At 51.1% G+C, this 16,597-nt stretch carries 15 protein-coding genes and 1 pseudogene; 14 read left to right on the top strand and 2 right to left on the bottom strand.

Translation table 11 applies throughout. The features are described from left to right. Positions 1-87 precede the first annotated feature (87 nt). From DU481_RS08095 to DU481_RS08120, 6 genes are all read left to right on the top strand, one after another. Positions 88-2,769, top strand: a complete 2,682-nt coding sequence (locus DU481_RS08095; RefSeq protein WP_350133667.1) for a bifunctional acetate--CoA ligase family protein/GNAT family N-acetyltransferase — start codon at positions 88-90, stop codon at positions 2,767-2,769. Positions 2,770-2,872: 103 nt separating this feature from the next. Then, the gene (locus tag DU481_RS08100; RefSeq protein ID WP_350133668.1) at positions 2,873-3,547 is read left to right on the top strand and encodes a uracil-DNA glycosylase; all 675 of its coding nucleotides are present in this window, start codon (positions 2,873-2,875) and stop codon (positions 3,545-3,547) included. Positions 3,548-3,574: 27 nt separating this feature from the next. Beyond that, positions 3,575-3,763, top strand: coding sequence for a tautomerase family protein (locus tag DU481_RS08105; protein ID WP_090315907.1), 189 nt, complete (start codon positions 3,575-3,577; stop codon positions 3,761-3,763). 5 nt (positions 3,764-3,768) lie between these two features. Next, positions 3,769-5,586, top strand: a complete 1,818-nt coding sequence (uvrC, locus tag DU481_RS08110) for an excinuclease ABC subunit UvrC (protein ID WP_350133669.1) — start codon at positions 3,769-3,771, stop codon at positions 5,584-5,586. A 58-nt stretch (positions 5,587-5,644) separates the two neighbouring features. Next, entirely contained in the window at positions 5,645-6,229 is a 585-nt protein-coding gene (pgsA, locus tag DU481_RS08115; protein ID WP_107803214.1) for a CDP-diacylglycerol--glycerol-3-phosphate 3-phosphatidyltransferase, read from the top strand. Positions 6,230-6,261: 32 nt separating this feature from the next. After that, positions 6,262-6,702, top strand: coding sequence for a YaiI/YqxD family protein (locus DU481_RS08120; protein ID WP_090315898.1), 441 nt, complete (start codon positions 6,262-6,264; stop codon positions 6,700-6,702). 177 nt (positions 6,703-6,879) lie between these two features. Here the strand turns inward: DU481_RS08120 and DU481_RS08125 are convergent, their stop codons facing one another. Then, positions 6,880-7,140 (bottom strand): hypothetical protein, encoded by a 261-nt coding sequence (locus DU481_RS08125; protein WP_350133670.1) that lies wholly within the window; start codon positions 7,138-7,140, stop codon positions 6,880-6,882. A 299-nt stretch (positions 7,141-7,439) separates the two neighbouring features. Here DU481_RS08125 and DU481_RS08130 point away from each other — a divergent pair, with 299 nt between their 5' ends. Continuing rightward, the gene (locus DU481_RS08130; protein WP_350133671.1) at positions 7,440-8,870 is read left to right on the top strand and encodes an esterase-like activity of phytase family protein; all 1,431 of its coding nucleotides are present in this window, start codon (positions 7,440-7,442) and stop codon (positions 8,868-8,870) included. Between the two features lie 164 nt (positions 8,871-9,034). Here the strand turns inward: DU481_RS08130 and DU481_RS08135 are convergent, their stop codons facing one another. Further along, complete coding sequence (locus DU481_RS08135) at positions 9,035-9,898, bottom strand: DNA adenine methylase (protein WP_350133672.1); 864 nt, start codon at positions 9,896-9,898, stop codon at positions 9,035-9,037. Positions 9,899-10,527: 629 nt separating this feature from the next. Between DU481_RS08135 and DU481_RS08140 the strand changes: the two genes are divergently transcribed. The 7 genes and pseudogenes from DU481_RS08140 to DU481_RS08170 form a co-directional block, all read left to right on the top strand. Further along, entirely contained in the window at positions 10,528-13,392 is a 2,865-nt protein-coding gene (locus DU481_RS08140) for a ribonucleoside-diphosphate reductase subunit alpha (protein WP_350133673.1), read from the top strand. Between the two features lie 66 nt (positions 13,393-13,458). Further along, positions 13,459-14,655 carry a ribonucleotide-diphosphate reductase subunit beta gene (locus tag DU481_RS08145; protein WP_350133674.1) on the top strand — a complete coding sequence of 399 codons (1,197 nt, stop codon included), beginning with the start codon at positions 13,459-13,461 and terminating at the stop codon, positions 14,653-14,655. A 147-nt stretch (positions 14,656-14,802) separates the two neighbouring features. Continuing rightward, positions 14,803-15,009 carry a hypothetical protein gene (locus tag DU481_RS08150; protein ID WP_350133675.1) on the top strand — a complete coding sequence of 69 codons (207 nt, stop codon included), beginning with the start codon at positions 14,803-14,805 and terminating at the stop codon, positions 15,007-15,009. A 69-nt stretch (positions 15,010-15,078) separates the two neighbouring features. Next, complete coding sequence (locus DU481_RS08155) at positions 15,079-15,669, top strand: hypothetical protein (protein WP_350133676.1); 591 nt, start codon at positions 15,079-15,081, stop codon at positions 15,667-15,669. A 3-nt stretch (positions 15,670-15,672) separates the two neighbouring features. Next, positions 15,673-16,029 (top strand): hypothetical protein, encoded by a 357-nt coding sequence (locus tag DU481_RS08160; RefSeq protein WP_350112968.1) that lies wholly within the window; start codon positions 15,673-15,675, stop codon positions 16,027-16,029. A 123-nt stretch (positions 16,030-16,152) separates the two neighbouring features. Then, positions 16,153-16,365 (top strand): hypothetical protein, encoded by a 213-nt coding sequence (locus DU481_RS08165; RefSeq protein WP_350133679.1) that lies wholly within the window; start codon positions 16,153-16,155, stop codon positions 16,363-16,365. A gap of 46 nt (positions 16,366-16,411) precedes the next feature. Next, positions 16,412-16,597, top strand: a pseudogene (locus DU481_RS08170) (IS1595 family transposase); the annotation flags it as partial.

Here is a 16,597-nt window from a genome sequence, read left to right on the forward strand (position 1 = left end):
TTCGATCGAATTAGATTGGCTGCTGAAGCGGAAACGGATTTCTCCCGGTATTCTGTCGTACCTTCCTGAATTGATAGGGGCCAATCAATGAGTAAACATTACCTTAGCCTGCTTTTCTCCCCGCGTTCCGTAGCCGTGATCGGTGCCAGCAGCCGATTGGATTCGGTCGGCGGCGTCGTATTTAAGAATATGCTGGATAGTGGCTACCAAGGTCAGCTTTATCCGGTGAATCCGAATCACGCTGAGATCCAGGGTCTTCCCGCTTATGCCAGCATTGAGTCGATTGCTGAGCCGGTCGATCTCGCAGTCATCATCACCCGGGCCGCGACGGTGCCGGATATCATCGAATCGTGCGGCAAACGCGGTGTGCGTTTTGCATTGGTATTGTCGGCGGGATTCAGGGAAACTGGATCGCAGGGCGTCGCGTTGGAGCACGCCGTGGTTGCAAATGCCCGGCGTTACGGCATGCGGCTGATCGGGCCGAATTGTCTGGGCATTTTGTGCCCGGCGTCGGGATTGAATGCCACCTTCAGCAACGGCGGCGCGAAGGCGGGCGGATTGGCGCTGATTTCACAATCCGGCGCATTCTGCACCGCTATCATGGATTGGGCTAAGCCCAACGATGTCGGTTTTTCCAGTATCATTTCGATGGGTTCCGCTGCGGGCATGGATTTTGGCGAGATTCTCGATTACCTCGCATCCGACCCGCACACCGAAAGTATTTTGCTGTATATCGAAGGTGTGCAGTATGCCCGCAGCTTTATGAGTGCGTTGCGCGCGGTGGCGCGGATCAAACCCATTTTCATCGTCAAAGCGGGCCGTCACGCGGTGGGTTCCAAGGCGGCGCTTTCTCATACCGGCGCGCTGGTCGGCTCGGACGATGTATTCGATGCGGCCTTGCAGCGCGCCGGGGTGGTCCGGGTCGACACCATCGTGCAATTATTTTCTGCGGCCAAGGCGCTCTCAACCCATTTCCGTCCCGGAGGCAACCGGCTGGCCATCGTCACCAACGGCGGCGGCCCCGGCGTCATGGCGGCGGATCGGGCGGCTGACTTGGGCGTGACACTGGCTACGTTGTCCGACAGCACGTTAGCGCAATTGAATGCGGTTTTGCCGAATACGTGGTCGCACGGCAATCCGCTCGATATCATCGGCGATGCAACTGCGGAACGTTATCGCCATGCAGTCGCACACTGTTTGCAGGATGATGGTGTGGACGGCGTGCTGGTGATTCTGACGCCGCAGGCGATGACCCAGCCGCTGGAAGTAGCCAATACGATCATTGCGATGGCCGCGCAGTTCGACAAACCGCTTATTGCTTGCTGGATGGGAGAAGTGCAGGTCGATGCCAGCAGGCAAGCGTTCAACCGGGCAGGAATCCCCAATTTCCGCACGCCGGAACCCGCCGTCGAAGTGTTTTCCTTTATCTCTGCTTATTACCAGAATCAAAAGCTGCTGCTGCAAACACCTGGCTCGATTTCCGACCATGACGTGCCGGACGAAGAAGGCGCACGCTTGCTGATTGAAGGCGCGCTGGCGGAGCATCGCAAGATTCTGTCCGAAATTGAATCGAAAGCCATTCTGGCAGCATTTCGCATTCCGATCGCCAAAACCGTGGTGGTGCGTTCTCCGAACGAAGCTCTGTTGATTGCGGAAGAATTCGGCTTTCCGGTTGTGATGAAAATCAACTCGCCGGATATCACGCATAAGTCCGATGTGGGTGGAATCCGCCTCAATCTCGGTAATGCGCAAGCGGTCCGCGCGGCGTATCACGACATCATACAATCGGTGCAAAAGAAAAATCCCGGCGCAAGAATCGACGGCATCGTCGTCGAACCGATGGTTGTTAAACCCAATGGCCGGGAGTTGATGGCCGGTGTGACGACGGATGTAGTATTTGGTCCGGTCATTACGTTCGGCGCGGGCGGTGTACTGGTCGAAGTGCTGGGCGATCGCACCGTGGCTTTGCCGCCGCTGAATGGTTTCTTGGTGAAGGATATGATTCAGCGCACACAGATCGCCAAACTGCTGAACACTTTCCGTCACATGCCAGCCGTCGACATGGCGGCGCTGGAAAGCATTTTGCTGCGCATATCGGAAATGGTGTGCGCATTACCGTGGATCAAGGAAATGGATATCAACCCGCTGATCGTCGATGAAAACGGCGCGTGCGCCGTCGACGCGCGCATTGTGGTGGATTATCTACAACCCTCTGCCGATCGCTATGTGCATATGGCGATTCATCCGTATCCCGCTCACTTGATCACGCGCTGGCAATTGCCGGACGGCACCGGCCTGACAATCCGGCCGATACGCCCGGAAGATGCGGAAATAGAGCAGGAGTTTGTACGCGGATTGTCCGCCGAGGCAAAATATTTCCGCTTCATGGATACGCTGCAAGAGCTTTCGCAAAGCATGCTGGTGCGTTTCACGCAAATTGATTATGACCGTGAAATGGCGCTCATCGCCGTACTGAAACACGATAACCGGGAAAAAGAGTTGGGCGTATGCCGCTATGTGGCGAGCGCCGATGGCCAATCCTGCGAGTTTGCCCTGGTTGTGGCGGACGAATGGCAGAACAAAGGCATCGGCAACAAGCTGATGAATTGCCTGTTTGATGCCGCCCGCGCCAAAGGTATCAAAGTCATGGAAGGCGAAGTGCTGGCAACCAATCGATCAATGCTGGAGCTGGTGCACCGGCTTGGATTCGAAGCAAGCATCAGCCAGGAAGATAGCGCCATCCGGCGGATTGTGAAACAGCTACTGTGATCTTTCATTCCATGGTTTGATTTATAACGCATGCGGGCGATAATGCAGTCTATTCGCGACTTGATTGAGCCGCTACGGCTAACCCATTTTTCCGGTTTTCTTCATGACCAATGATTCTTTAACACCCGCCTGCGACAGTTTGAATATCCTGGATTGCACGCAATGCCCGCGCTTGTCCGGTTTTTTGCAAACGGTGAAAGCGCAATACCCGGATTATCATGCGCGCCCCGTCAACGCGTTTGGCGATGCGAACCCCAAACTGCTGATCGTCGGCCTGGCGCCCGGCATGCACGGCGCTAACCGCACCGGGCGGCCGTTTACCGGTGATTATGCCGGAATTTTGCTGTATCAAACCTTGCATAAATACGGTTTCGCCACCCGTCATGAATCGGTATCGGCCGATGATGGATTGCAACTGATCGGTTGCCGCATCACCAATGCAGTGAAATGCCTGCCGCCGGAGAATAAGCCGGTTCCGCAAGAGATCAAGCAATGCAATCAATATTTGTCGGTTGAACTCGATCAGTTTGTGCAACAAGGCGGTGCCGCCGTGCTGGCGCTGGGTACGGTGGCACATCAGGCGGTGCTGTTGAGCTTGCGGCTGAAAGCAAAGGATTATCCGTTCGGTCACGGCCAGGTGCATCAGTTACCGCCGGGCAATGGCGTACGGCTTTATGACAGTTACCATTGCAGCCGCTACAATACGCAAACCAAACGCTTAACGGCAGAAATGTTCGAGCAAGTGTTTGCTAACATCGTTGCTGAACTTCAGTCATAACAATCCATTAAGAAGGAGAAACTTTACATGCCTTACGTCAATATCCGCGTGGCGGGAACCTTAACGCGCGAGCAAAAACGGCAGATCGCCGAGGAGCTGACCGATACGCTGGAACGCATCGCCAAGAAACCGAAATCGTACACCTACATTTGCTTTGACGAACTACCCGATGAAAACTGGGCGGTCGCGGGAAAACTGCTCGGCAGCGAGGATTAAGCGGTTTGACCGACACCGTCTTTAACGCCAAGGCGTTTTGCCGGGACTTGCCGTTGCAACCGGGCGTTTACCGCATGCTCAACGCCAAAGGCGAAGTGATCTATGTCGGCAAAGCGGTGAGCCTGAGAAAGCGGGTTTCTTCGTATTTTCAGAAAAGTAATCTGGCGCCCAGAACGCAATTGATGGTGTCGCAGGTGAGCGGGATTGAAACCACGGTCACCCGTTCGGAAGCCGAAGCGCTGCTGCTGGAAAACAATCTGATTAAAAGCCTGAAGCCGCGCTACAACATTCTGTTTCGCGACGATAAATCTTATCCGTACGTGATCCTGAGCGGGCACGAATTTCCCCGCCTGGGGTTTTACCGCGGTGCGCTGGATAAAACACACCAGTATTTCGGGCCGTATCCGAACGCCGGTATCGTGCGCGAAAGCATCCAGTTGCTGCAAAAAATCTTCCGCTTGCGCACCTGTGAAGACAGTGTGTTCAGCAACCGCACGCGGCCCTGTCTGCTGTATCAGATCAAGCGTTGCAGCGGCCCGTGTATCCATCGGATCAGCCCGCAGGAATATCAGGCGGACGTCAACAATGCCGAATTGTTTTTGCAAGGCAAGCAAACGGAAGTGATGGAAGTGATCAACGCCAAGATGCAGCAAGCGTCCGAGCGCATGGAGTACGAACAGGCTGCGCTATTGCGCGATCAGATCCAGGCGTTGCGGCGCATCCGCGAGAAACAGTTTGTCGATAGCGGCAAAGCGCTCGATGCGGATGTCGTCGCTTGTGTGCTATCGCCGGACGGCTCCGGCAAAGCGTGTGTTAATTTGGCGATGATCCGCGGCGGACGGCATTTGGGCGACAAGAGTTTTTTCCCGCAAAATGCCGATGATTACAGCGCAGCTAATGTGGTCGAAGCGTTCCTGGCGCAGCATTATTTGAATCGCAGCGCGCCGCCGTTGATTATTCTGGGCGAGAAAATCGAACGCGAAGCGTTGCAGCAATTGCTGACCGAGCAATGCGGACACAAAATCACCATCCAGCTCAATCCGATCGGCGAGAAGCGCGTGTGGCTCAACATGGCCATCGAGAATGCACAGCTGGCGTTGAAACAAATGATGAGCCGCCATGCCAGCCAGGAAAAGCGTTTGCAAGCGTTGCAGCAGGAATTGCAGATGCCGGGAATCCAGCGCATCGAATGCTTTGACATCAGTCATACGCTCGGCGAAGCAACCGTGGCGTCGTGCGTGGTGTACGATAATTTTGCCATGCGCAATAACGAATACCGCCGCTACAACATCGACGGCATAACGCCCGGCGACGATTATGCCGCGATGCACGAAGCATTGTCGCGGCGCTATCAGAAAGTGGTCAGCGGCGAAGGGCAATTGCCCGATCTGATTCTGATCGACGGCGGCAAAGGGCAGGTGACGGCGGCGCAGGAAGCATTGCAGGAGCTCGGTATCTCCGACGCCAACTTGCTGGGTGTCGCCAAGGGCGAAGAACGCAAACCCGGGTTGGAACAATTGATTTCTCCGCTGTTCGAAAAGCCGTTACAATTGCCCAGCGAGCATGCGGCATTACACCTGATTCAACAAATCCGCGACGAAGCGCACCGTTTTGCGATACAAGGTCATCGTGGCCGGCGCGCCAAAGCCCGCACCAGTTCAACGCTGGAGAATATCGAGGGTGTTGGCGCCAAGCGCAGGCAGCAATTGCTGGGCCGGTTTGGCGGATTGAAGGGCGTGTTGACCGCGAGCATTGAAGAATTACAACAAACTGAGGGAATCAGCCGGAAATTGGCGGAAAAAATCTATAAGGAATTACATTAATTTCGAGCTGGATAGCCATCCGGACGGCTTCCCGTTAAACAATCCATTTCATATCAACATGCCTTTCAACCTTCCTAATATTCTGACCTGGCTGCGCATCCTGGCCATTCCGCTGTTTGTCGGTATTTTCTATCTGCCGCACGACTGGCTGTCGCCTGCGCAGCAAAATTTAGTGGCGACGCTCATTTTTGCCGGTGCGGCGATAACCGATTGGCTGGATGGTTATCTGGCGCGGGTTTTAAACCAAACCTCGGCATTCGGCGCTTTTCTCGATCCAGTCGCCGATAAACTGATGGTTTGCGCGGCTTTGATCGTGCTGGTTTATCTGGAACGGCTGGATGCACCCATCGCTTTTGTGATCATCGGGCGGGAGATTACCGTATCGGCATTGCGCGAATGGATGGCGCAAATCGGCCAATCGAAAAGCGTCGCGGTATCATTCCTCGGCAAAATCAAAACCACGTCGCAAATGATCGCCATTCCGCTGCTACTGTACCATGAGAAAATCGGCGAACATTTCGATCCGCAGCAAGTCGGCACTTGGTTTATTTATATTGCCGCCGTGTTAACGCTGTGGTCGATGTTTTATTACCTGAAAGCCGCCGTGCCGAAGGTGCTGGAAGATGAAACAAAACGTTCCTGATGGTTTCACAAATATGACCGGGACGATCAGCAATGAAAATATGGATTGATGCGGATGCCTGCCCGGTCGTCATTAAAGAAATTCTCTTCAGAGCAGCCGAACGAACGAAACGGCAGTTGATACTGATCGCCAATCATCCCCTCTACATCCCGCCATCGCCGTTTATCCGCATGCAGCAAGTCGAATCCGGATTTGACGTGGCCGACAATGAAATCGTCAAACGAGTGGAAAGCGGCGATCTGGTGATTACCAGCGATATTCCCCTGGCGGCGGAAGTGATCCGGAAGGAAGGTTTGGTACTGAGTCCGCGCGGAGAACTGTACACCAAGGAAAATATCGGCGCGCGTTTAAGCATGCGGGATTTCATGGAAAACCTGCGCAACAGTGGCGTTGATACCGGCGGTCAGGCCACCATGAACCAAAATGACCGTAAAGTATTTGCCAATCAATTGGATAAGCTACTGGCACAATAGCTGGGCCAGGTTTCTTATTCTGCCAAAACTAGCATCACTCATCTGATCCGTGGCTTGTTTGCTCTTTCAGGCCGGAAAGAGAGCAGAAGCCTGCCGCTATCGTATAAAGATCATCATTACGCTGTAAGTCGTTCCGGAATCCCGTAACCATTCGCTTCCCGTTAGGCCGGGTATTGATTACATTCGTAATTGCCTGTTAAACATAGATTCCAATGCACGCAGCGATACGGCTTGCTGCAACACCCTTTTCCCTGCGTTTTTTCTCTGCTTTAAAATTAATTCATGCAATTGCTGCTCAGTGATGTCAAAAAAATGTTTTCTTCGATTGCCATTTATTGATGTTTGCATTTTGGCTTTGATGCCAGCATTTTCCAACTTTCGCTTGGCTGTAATAGCGCAGCAACCCAATATTTCTGATACTTGTTTTGTGGTTAACATTTCTATTTCCTTGGTCAGCAATTTCATTTGTTTTTATAAAAAATGAATTTTATTCAATTGACTGTTACGCCTGAATGACAATTCTCAGAAATTGCTATGCGGGCTTAATTAACCGATGAGGTTGAAAAAGCATGCGCAAGTTTGTGCTGAAAGCCTAGTTTATGCCATTGAAAAGATCTGATCCGGTTCATGTTCTTGTCATGCTGCTGTCATTCCGGCGTGTAAAAATTGCACGTCTTTACAGTATCAAGATTACTTATCAAATGACTGAATTTCATCGAACTTCGTAGGAAATGACTATGATAATTTTCAAACAAAAATCAAAAATAATTCTGCCAACGCTTTTGGCAATTTCATTCGTAGTACCGATTGCCAATGCAGCGCCCGTATTGCTAGGTATCGGTAATCTTCCAGGAACCGGAAGTGATTTGTCAGGTTTGACAGATACACTTGAAAGTGGAACGTCTGCTAGCCTACTTGGCGGAATGGGTTCTGGTTTTGCATATGCCGGCAACAATACGTTCTTGGCGTTGCCGGATAGGGGACCAAATGCACTCGCCTATGCCGGAGGAAGTACCGTGGATAACACGACATCCTATATTTCCCGTTTTCATACAATTAGCTTAAGCTATTCGGCAGGCACCACGCTTCCTCTCACAGTGACAACCGCTTTAAACAGCACCACTCTGCTTTCAAGCACCACGCCTCTAAACTATGCAAGCGGCGCCGCGCCTTCGTCAAACACAGCAACGATCAATTATTTCAGCGGCCGTTCGGATAATTTTGCGGCGGGCAACTCACTCAATCCCAATAATGGAAGACTTGACCCGGAAGGCATTCGCGTCTCAAACGACGGTAAAAGCATATTTATCTCGGATGAATACGGCCCTTACGTTTACCAATTCGACCGTCAAACCGGCGAGCGGATCAAATCGTTTACCTTGCCGGACAATTTAGCTGCTGCTAACCTAAGTTCAAGCGGCGCTACTGAGATCAGTGGCAACGTCACTGGCCGGGTTGCCAACAAAGGTATGGAAGGACTGGCTATTTCTCCGGATGGCACAACGCTATTCGGTTTTATGCAAAGTCCATTGCTGCAGGATGGCGGTGACGGCGGACGAGCCAACCGCATTGTTTCGATAGATATTGTTACTGGCGCAACGCACGAATTTGCCTACGATAACCAGATTGGCACTAAAAATTACAATAGCAGTGAAATACTTGCCATTAATAATCATGAATTCTTAGTCCTTGAGCGGGATGGCAAGGGATTGGGCGACGGTTCAAAAGCAGCGATCAAACAATTATGGAAGGTTGATTTGAATGGTGCTACCGACATCAGCGGAATGAGCGGCGAAGCCAATTTGTTAGCCAATCAGGGACACCCGGATAAGAGCCTGTTCCTCGACATCAGAGCGCTGCTCAATGCGAATGGAATTACGGATGCGAATATCCCGGCCAAGCTGGAAGGCGCGGCTTTTGGCGATGACGTCATCGTTGGCGCGGAAACTTACCACACGCTCATCTTAGCGAATGACAATGATTTTTCAACCATTGCTGGGGATAATCAGTTTTTCGTGATTGGTTTCAAGGATACGGATCTTGGAGGATCTATTTTTCTTCCTCAAGCAGTAGCAGCAATTCCAGAACCGGAGACCTATGCAATGTTGTTAGCTGGACTGGGCTTATTGGGATTTATGGTGCGTCGTAGAAAGTTATCATCGCTATAATTTAGGTTTTATCGATAACAGAATGGGGGTATGAGCCCCCATTCTGTTATCTGGGACAAAGGTGTGAGATTCTTTTCCCTCGAATTGCTGCAAAGACCGTGAAGACGGATTGTGGCAGCCCATTTCGATTAACTGGCATTGGTAGAGAGCTGCGCGCTTAAATGTTAAGCGGTTTTTAAATTGGATGGATTTTTCCAGTCAGGAATGATCAATCGATTACTGAAAATCATGACTTCAGAATCTTCGGGGCGATTTCGTGCATTGCTGGAAGTATCATAGATAATAGCGGGATAACCTTTGTACAGCTCCATAATTCCTGGATGATTAGGATATGAAACTATCCAGTGCTGCAAGATATTTTCCTTGATTAATTTTGCCAAACTCACTCGATCATGATGAGAGTCGTGATCGTGATGAAGACCTCGTTCTTCGGTATGGCAGGGAATATCAAAGTAAACGAGTGTTTTATCCGGCAGTGACGGTAATACTGTTTTAATTAAGCCGGTAGCATCTTGGTTATATAAATGAATGAATGAACGATGCAGCGCAATCCATTCAATGCCGCGAATCAGATCTAACTTATTAAAGCGGGCATCAAACTTCCAGCGCTTGCCTTGGCTTTTTCCATCAGTAACATCTCCGTATAGAATCGCTAACCGATTGATCCGATTTAGAAAGAAGATTGAGAAGCCCACTTCGAGTGCGCTGTGATTTTCAGGAGAACGCAAGATATCTTGTTGCCGCTGCCATTCTTCTGTTGTTATTTTAATATCGTGAATAGCTTTACAAAGCGCTTCAGGCTGATTGATGACGCTGTGCCAAAAAGCGTATACCGCAGGATTTGCAGCGTTTAAATGGACACGAGACACGTAACCGTGCGTGAGTAAGTTCAGTGCGATCCCTGCGCTTCCAGCATAGGGCTCAACATAATGTCCATCCAGTAAATCATTGTGCGCAAAAATTATTTTAAAAAAGCTTGGTATATTGCTTCTTCCTTTGGGGTAACGCAGCGGGGTATTGAACTTCATAGAACACTCCATCGTGAATTTGATGTGACGCTCATACTAAACTCACAGGCAAAATTGAAATCATATTTTTATTATACATTTTCGGTGAAAAATAATGTGCAATCAGTAATTTGTAACATTTCTGTAATAAAACTCTTGCAGAGTTTTTAGCATCACATTGTTGAATAATCGAGAATTGCTGGAAATATGCCAAAAAGGCGGCCAATCTGAATAGCTGCTTCGTACGCTAGGAAAACACCAGACGCCGGGAAGTTTTTAAGTGAAATGGCAGGGGTAACGACCTGGTCGGTGCTCGCATCATCCGCCGGAAATTGCGATTGCTGAATTCATCATAAATCTGGCAGGTCCCTAATTTTCGACAACCGTTGCAAATTAGCATCACACATCAGTGTAATCTTAACTGCCTGATAGCAATTAATCTTAATCAAAAGATGATCGATTTTTTGATTCCAAATTAAAAAATCCGCAAAATTTTCCTGCACAAAAAATAATTTGTGTTGTACCATTAGTGCCATAGCATTCTCCATCAACCACTAGATATTGTGGTTCTATTCAAATAATGCTATTCCATTGAATCAATAGAAATTTGTATTTTTCTTTGATGAATCATCAGTCAGGAGGAATCACCGATGCAGCTTACGACAGAACAAACTCACCTCAAACCTGTTTCCGGAAGTCAAAGTTTTATGGATACACCCGCGCAAAATCCCCGTTTTTCCCAGCATAAAGTCATCCGCCGCAACGGTGCGGTGGTGTCGTTCGAGCCGGGCAAGATTTCAGTTGCGCTGACCAAGGCGTTTATCGCCGTCGATGGCGGGCAGGGCGCGGCATCGGTGCGGGTGCGCGAAGTGGTGGCCGGGTTGACCAACGATGTGGTGAATGCGCTGCTGCGCCGCCAGCCGGATGGCGGCACGTTCCATATCGAAGATATTCAGGATCAGGTCGAACTCGCGTTGATGCGCTCCGGCGAACACGATGTGGCGCGCGCTTATGTGCTGTACCGCGAAGAGCGCACACGCGAACGGGCCAAGCTGAAACAGAAATCGGCCGCCGAGACCGCAGCGGAAACGTTGTATGTCGTCGACAACGGCCAGCGCGTGCCGCTCGACATCGCCAAGTTATCCGCATTGATCGAATCCTCCTGCGCCGGTTTGGGCAATACCGTCGATCCCGCGCTGATTCTGAAAGCCACCGTCAAGGACCTGTACGATGGCGTGTCGCTCGATGAAGTCAACAAATCCCTGGTGCTGTCGGCGCGCGTGCTGATCGAGAAAGACCCGGCATACAGCTATGTCACGGCGCGCTTGTTATTGAACAACGTGCGCCACGAAGTACTGGGCGAGGAAGTCACGCAACAGGCGATGCACGCGCAGTATCAAGAATACTTCCCGGTATTCATCAAGCGCGGCATCGAAGCCGAATTGCTCGATCCGCGCCTGGCGCAATTTGACCTGAAGCGCTTGTCCGAAGCGCTGGATGCGGATCGCGACTTGCAGTTCGATTATCTCGGGCTGCAAACGCTGTATGACCGCTATTTCCTGCATATCAAGGAACGCCGTATCGAATTGCCGCAGGCATTCTTCATGCGCGTGGCGATGGGGCTGGCGTTGAATGAAATCGACCGCGAAGCGCGTGCCATCGAGTTTTATCACGTGTTGTCGAGTTTCGATTTCATGAGCTCGACGCCGACCTTGTTCAATTCCGGCACTTGCCGCTCGCAATTGTCGTCGTGCTACCTGACCACCGTGCCGGACGATCTCGACGGCATTTACGAAGCGATCAAGGAAAATGCGTTGCTGGCCAAATACGCCGGCGGCTTGGGTAACGATTGGACGCCGGTGCGGGCGATGGGTGCGCGCATCAAGGGTACCAACGGCAAATCGCAAGGCGTGGTGCCGTTCCTGAAAGTGGTGTCTGACACCGCGGTGGCGGTCAATCAGGGTGGCAAGCGCAAGGGTGCGGTGTGCGCGTACCTGGAATGCTGGCATCTGGACATCGAGGAATTCCTGGAATTGCGCAAAAACACCGGCGACGACCGCCGCCGCACGCACGACATGAACACCGCGACATGGATTCCCGATTTATTCATGAAACGCGTCATGGACGGCAGCGACTGGACGCTGTTCTCGCCATCGGATACGCCCGATTTGCACGAAAAATTCGGCCAGCAATTCGAGCAAGCGTATCTCGGTTACGAAGCGAAAATCGAGCGCGGCGAGCTGACGCTGTACAAAAAAATCCCGGCGGTGCAATTGTGGCGCAAGATGCTGAGCATGCTGTTCGAAACCGGCCATCCGTGGATCACGTTCAAGGATCCGTGCAACGTGCGTTCGCCGCAGAACCATATCGGCGTGGTGCACAGCTCGAATCTGTGCACCGAAATCACGTTGAACACCAACGACAAGGAAATCGCCGTGTGCAATCTCGGTTCGGTCAATCTGCTCGCGCATCTGAAGGACGGCGCGCTCGATCTGGACAAACTGAAACGCACTGTGCGCATTGCCATGCGCATGCTCGACAACGTCATCGATATCAATTTCTATGCCGTCGCCAAAGCGCGCAACGCCAATCTGAAACACCGTCCGGTCGGCCTGGGCATCATGGGATTCCAAGATTGCCTGCATCAACTGGGTATTCCGTACAGCTCGCAAGAAGCGGTGGAATTCGCCGATCGCTCGATGGAAGCGGTGGCGTATCAGGCCTACTGGGCGTCGACCGAATTGGCGCAAGAGCGCGGCTGCTACAGCAGCTACAAAGGCAGTCTGTGGGATCGCGGCATCCTGCCGCACGACACGCTGGAAGTGTTGCGCCAGGAGCGTGGCGGTTTTGTCGAAGCCGATTTATCGGCGACGCTGGATTGGGACGCATTGCGTGCGCGCATCCAGCAATACGGCATGCGCAATTCCAATTGCCTGGCGATTGCGCCGACCGCGACGATTTCCAACATCGTCGGCGTGTCCGCCAGTATCGAACCGACGTATCAGAACCTGTACGTCAAGTCGAATCTATCCGGTGAATTCACCATTGCCAACAAGTCGCTGGTCAACGATCTGAAAAAACTCAATCTGTGGGACGAAGTGATGATCGCTGACCTGAAATATTTTGACGGCGCGATCAGCAAAATCGACCGCATTCCGGACAATATCCGCACGCTGTACGCCACCGCGTTCGAGATGGATCCGCGCTGGCTGATCGAAGCGGGCGCGCGGCGGCAGAAGTGGATCGACCAATCGCAGTCGCTGAATATTTACATGGGCGGCGTATCCGGCAAGAAACTGGACGAAACCTACAAGCTGGCGTGGCTGCGCGGTCTCAAAACGACGTATTACCTGCGTTCGATGGGCGCGACGGCGGCGGAAAAATCCACGGTGCGCGCCGGTTCGCTGAACGCGGTGCCGTCCGATGGCGGCGTGGTCAAAGCCGCGGTGGAAGTATCCACGGTCGAAATCAAATACTGCGCGATCGATGATGAGAGCTGCGAATCTTGCCAGTAAAGAACAACCAGGAAACGCTGAATTAATCGATGTTTCCTCAACAATATGAATAAAGGAGTAAACCCCATGCTGACATTTGAAGACGAACCGCAACAACCGCAAACACCACCGGTCAACGCCATGCCGCGCACTGCGCACGATTTTGAATTGCCGCTATCGACACCGGCGCAGGATGACCGCGATCACAGCACCGCCAGCCAACAGCTAGGTGCGGAAGGCACGCAAGACGTAGCGGGCAGCGCGAACCGCCGCATCTCAGTCGAGGACAAATCCATCATCAACTGCAAAGCGGACGTCAATCAACTGGTGCCGTTCAAGTACAAATGGGCCTGGGATAAATACCTCGGTGCTTGCGCCAACCATTGGATGCCGCAGGAAATCAGCATGAGCCGCGACATCGCGCTGTGGAAAGACCCGAATGGCCTGACCGAGGACGAGCGCCGCCTGGTCAAGCGCAATCTGGGTTTCTTTGTCACCGCCGATTCGCTGGCGGCGAACAACATCGTGCTCGGCACCTACCGCCACATCACCAACCCGGAATGCCGCCAGTACCTGCTGCGCCAGGCGTTCGAGGAAGCGATTCATACCCATGCGTATCAATACATCGTCGAATCGCTGGGCCTGGACGAAGGCGAAATCTTCAACGCCTACCATGAAGTATCGTCGATCCGCGACAAGGACGAATTTCTGATTCCGTTCATCGACACGCTGACCAATCCCAACTTCAGAACCGGCACGTTGGAAACCGATCAGCAATTGCTGAAAAGCCTGATCGTGTTCGCTTGCATCATGGAAGGTCTGTTCTTCTACGTCGGCTTCACGCAAATCCTGGCGTTGGGCCGGCAAAACAAAATGACCGGCGCGGCGGAGCAATACCAATACATCCTGCGCGACGAATCGATGCACTGCAATTTCGGCATCGATGTCATCAACCAGATCAAAATGGAAAATCCGCACCTGTGGACCAAAGCATTCCGCGACGAAATCAGCGCGCTGATGCAAAAAGCCGTCGCGCTGGAATACCGCTACGCCGAAGACACCATGCCGCGCGGCGTGCTCGGCATGAACGCGCCGATGTTCAAGGAATACCTGCGCTACATCGCCAACCGCCGCTGCCAGCAAATCGGCCTGGACGCGCTGTACCCGAACGCCAACAACCCGTTCCCGTGGATGTCGGAAATGATCGATCTGAAGAAAGAAAAGAATTTCTTTGAGACGCGGGTGACCGAGTATCAAACGGGCGGGGCGTTGAGTTGGGATTGAGGGTTTGCTAATAGGCGCAGCGCACGCTTGGTACGTTCCTATGCTTCGCGTTGCTTTTCAGTTCAGTTATGTGAAGTTTTAGCAAGCGATAAACCAAGGTCGCATAAGGCTTGGTATACGGTTTCTATTCTTTTAGGAGCACTAATCATGGCCAAAAATCCTCCGAATCATGGTAAGCAATGGACAAAGCAAGATGTCACTCAACTCAAAACACTTGCCAAAGAAAATACCCCAACTCGTGTTGCCGGTTTGAAGCTTGGCCGCACGGCAGAGGCAGTGCAAGCCAAAGCATCTGAGATAGGATTGTCGCTTAAACCCACAAACCAATCTCCGTATAACCGTAAAAACCCCTAACCCCGCAATGAAGAGGGGTCGACCAAAAGTGGATGATCCCTTCGCTTAAGTTATAAAAGGAGACCTCAGATGAGCTTTGATGATCTTCTGACAGACACGGTGATACTGTTGAAAAAGAATGGCGAATCTATCGAGGGGATAAAGGCGAGTGTGCAAAAACAGAAAATCTTTATTCAACGCTCAGATGTGATAATTGAACCTGGTGATCTTATTCAACGAAAGATGTCGAACGGTGCGGAGGAGACATACAAAGTAATCGACCCTGGGTTTCACGAGAGATTTCATGGAATTCCCGCTGGCTATCAAATGGATGTGAAGAAGCTGGGACTCCCTGAAGCAGAAAAAGCTGTGCAAAACATTACTTATCATATCAGCGGCCCGAATGCGCGTGTAAATCAAAATTCAACAGATAACTCAATAAATATCGCCTACTCCAGCCAAGAGCTTCGAGAGCATATCCAAGCGTTAAGAGATGAAATATTACGCTTAAAGCTAGCACCAAAAGAACAAGCCGAAGCACTAGAGATTGTTGAAGCAGTTGAGTCGCAAACAAACAAAGAGAGTCCAAGTAAAGCCGTTGTAAAAACATTACTCAGTGGCCTTCCATACGCAGGAAGTATAGCGTCGATTGGCTCCTTTATTGTTAATTTACTGAGGTAAGCAATGAATTTAGATGATTTTGTATCAGAAACTTTGAAGCAGATAATCAAGGGAGTGGTGGTTGCCCAAGAGTTCGGCAATACTTGTAATGCAAAGGTTAATCCTATTACTGCCAGGCTTGGCAGTTCAACAGTGGGGCATGCGTATTGCCATGAAACAGGCGTTCCATTACAACATGTTGAGTTTGATGTTGCAGTGACTGTTTCTGAAGAAAAATCCACTTCAGAAGAAGGGACAGTGATGGGGTCAATATCAATTTCTCCCGCTAATTCAAGCGCAATGCAGAACAGCTCAATTAGCAGAATTAAATTTCAAGTACCGGTTCTGTTGCCTACATCTGGTAAGCAAATTGAATATTAAGGAAATCCTGAATTATTCGTCACACCGGCGAAAGCCGGTGTCCAGTTCGTTGATTTCTCTGGATTCCGGCCTTCGCCGGAATGACAAATCCAAAATTTACTCAATCTGATAAGGTAACTACCCATGCAAACCCGTGAAGAACGCGACACCATGGGCGTGGTCGAGTTACCCGCCGTCGCATCATGGGGCGCGCAAGCGCAGCGCTCGTTGCAGAATTTCAAGATTTCTGGTGAGTGCATGCCGATGCAGTTGATCCATGGAGTTTATAGTCGTGTCTTGATAGATTTTGCAATCTTCCCTAACAAACGAATCTGTCCCCTTCGATATTTTTGTTAGGGTCTTAGGAAGTTAAGCACTTACTAAAGTGTGCTAACTTTCTGAGATGAATGCCAAAAACAGATACTATTTTCGTTCTCGAATCAGAGAAGCAAAGTTCAGGCAACTTATTCGATGTTTTTCGATGGATTTTACTGCTACTGACACAACCCAATTGACCGGCATTTCTATCCGATCCGTCAATACCATTTATCTTAAAATACGACAGCGAATTGCCCAGAATTGCGAACTT

It is taken from the genome of Nitrosomonas sp. (assembly GCF_040240425.1).
GTDB lineage: Bacteria > Pseudomonadota > Gammaproteobacteria > Burkholderiales > Nitrosomonadaceae > Nitrosomonas.

Bases quoted from the DNA above. Each gene is read 5' to 3' on its own strand.
- DU481_RS08165 (WP_350133679.1), top strand. From the start codon at position 16,153: ATGCAAACCCGTGAAGAACGCGACACCATGGGCGTGGTCGAGTTACCC.
- DU481_RS08135 (WP_350133672.1), bottom strand. From the start codon at position 9,898: ATGAAGTTCAATACCCCGCTGCGTTACCCCAAAGGAAGAAGCAATATA.
- DU481_RS08155 (WP_350133676.1), top strand. From the start codon at position 15,079: ATGAGCTTTGATGATCTTCTGACAGACACGGTGATACTGTTGAAAAAG.
- DU481_RS08140 (WP_350133673.1), top strand. From the start codon at position 10,528: ATGCAGCTTACGACAGAACAAACTCACCTCAAACCTGTTTCCGGAAGT.
- DU481_RS08160 (WP_350112968.1), top strand. From the start codon at position 15,673: ATGAATTTAGATGATTTTGTATCAGAAACTTTGAAGCAGATAATCAAG.
- DU481_RS08100 (WP_350133668.1), top strand. From the start codon at position 2,873: ATGACCAATGATTCTTTAACACCCGCCTGCGACAGTTTGAATATCCTG.
- DU481_RS08095 (WP_350133667.1), top strand. From the start codon at position 88: ATGAGTAAACATTACCTTAGCCTGCTTTTCTCCCCGCGTTCCGTAGCC.
- DU481_RS08120 (WP_090315898.1), top strand. From the start codon at position 6,262: ATGAAAATATGGATTGATGCGGATGCCTGCCCGGTCGTCATTAAAGAA.
- DU481_RS08150 (WP_350133675.1), top strand. From the start codon at position 14,803: ATGGCCAAAAATCCTCCGAATCATGGTAAGCAATGGACAAAGCAAGAT.
- pgsA (WP_107803214.1), top strand. From the start codon at position 5,645: ATGCCTTTCAACCTTCCTAATATTCTGACCTGGCTGCGCATCCTGGCC.
- DU481_RS08105 (WP_090315907.1), top strand. From the start codon at position 3,575: ATGCCTTACGTCAATATCCGCGTGGCGGGAACCTTAACGCGCGAGCAA.
- DU481_RS08130 (WP_350133671.1), top strand. From the start codon at position 7,440: ATGATAATTTTCAAACAAAAATCAAAAATAATTCTGCCAACGCTTTTG.
- DU481_RS08145 (WP_350133674.1), top strand. From the start codon at position 13,459: ATGCTGACATTTGAAGACGAACCGCAACAACCGCAAACACCACCGGTC.
- DU481_RS08125 (WP_350133670.1), bottom strand. From the start codon at position 7,140: ATGTTAACCACAAAACAAGTATCAGAAATATTGGGTTGCTGCGCTATT.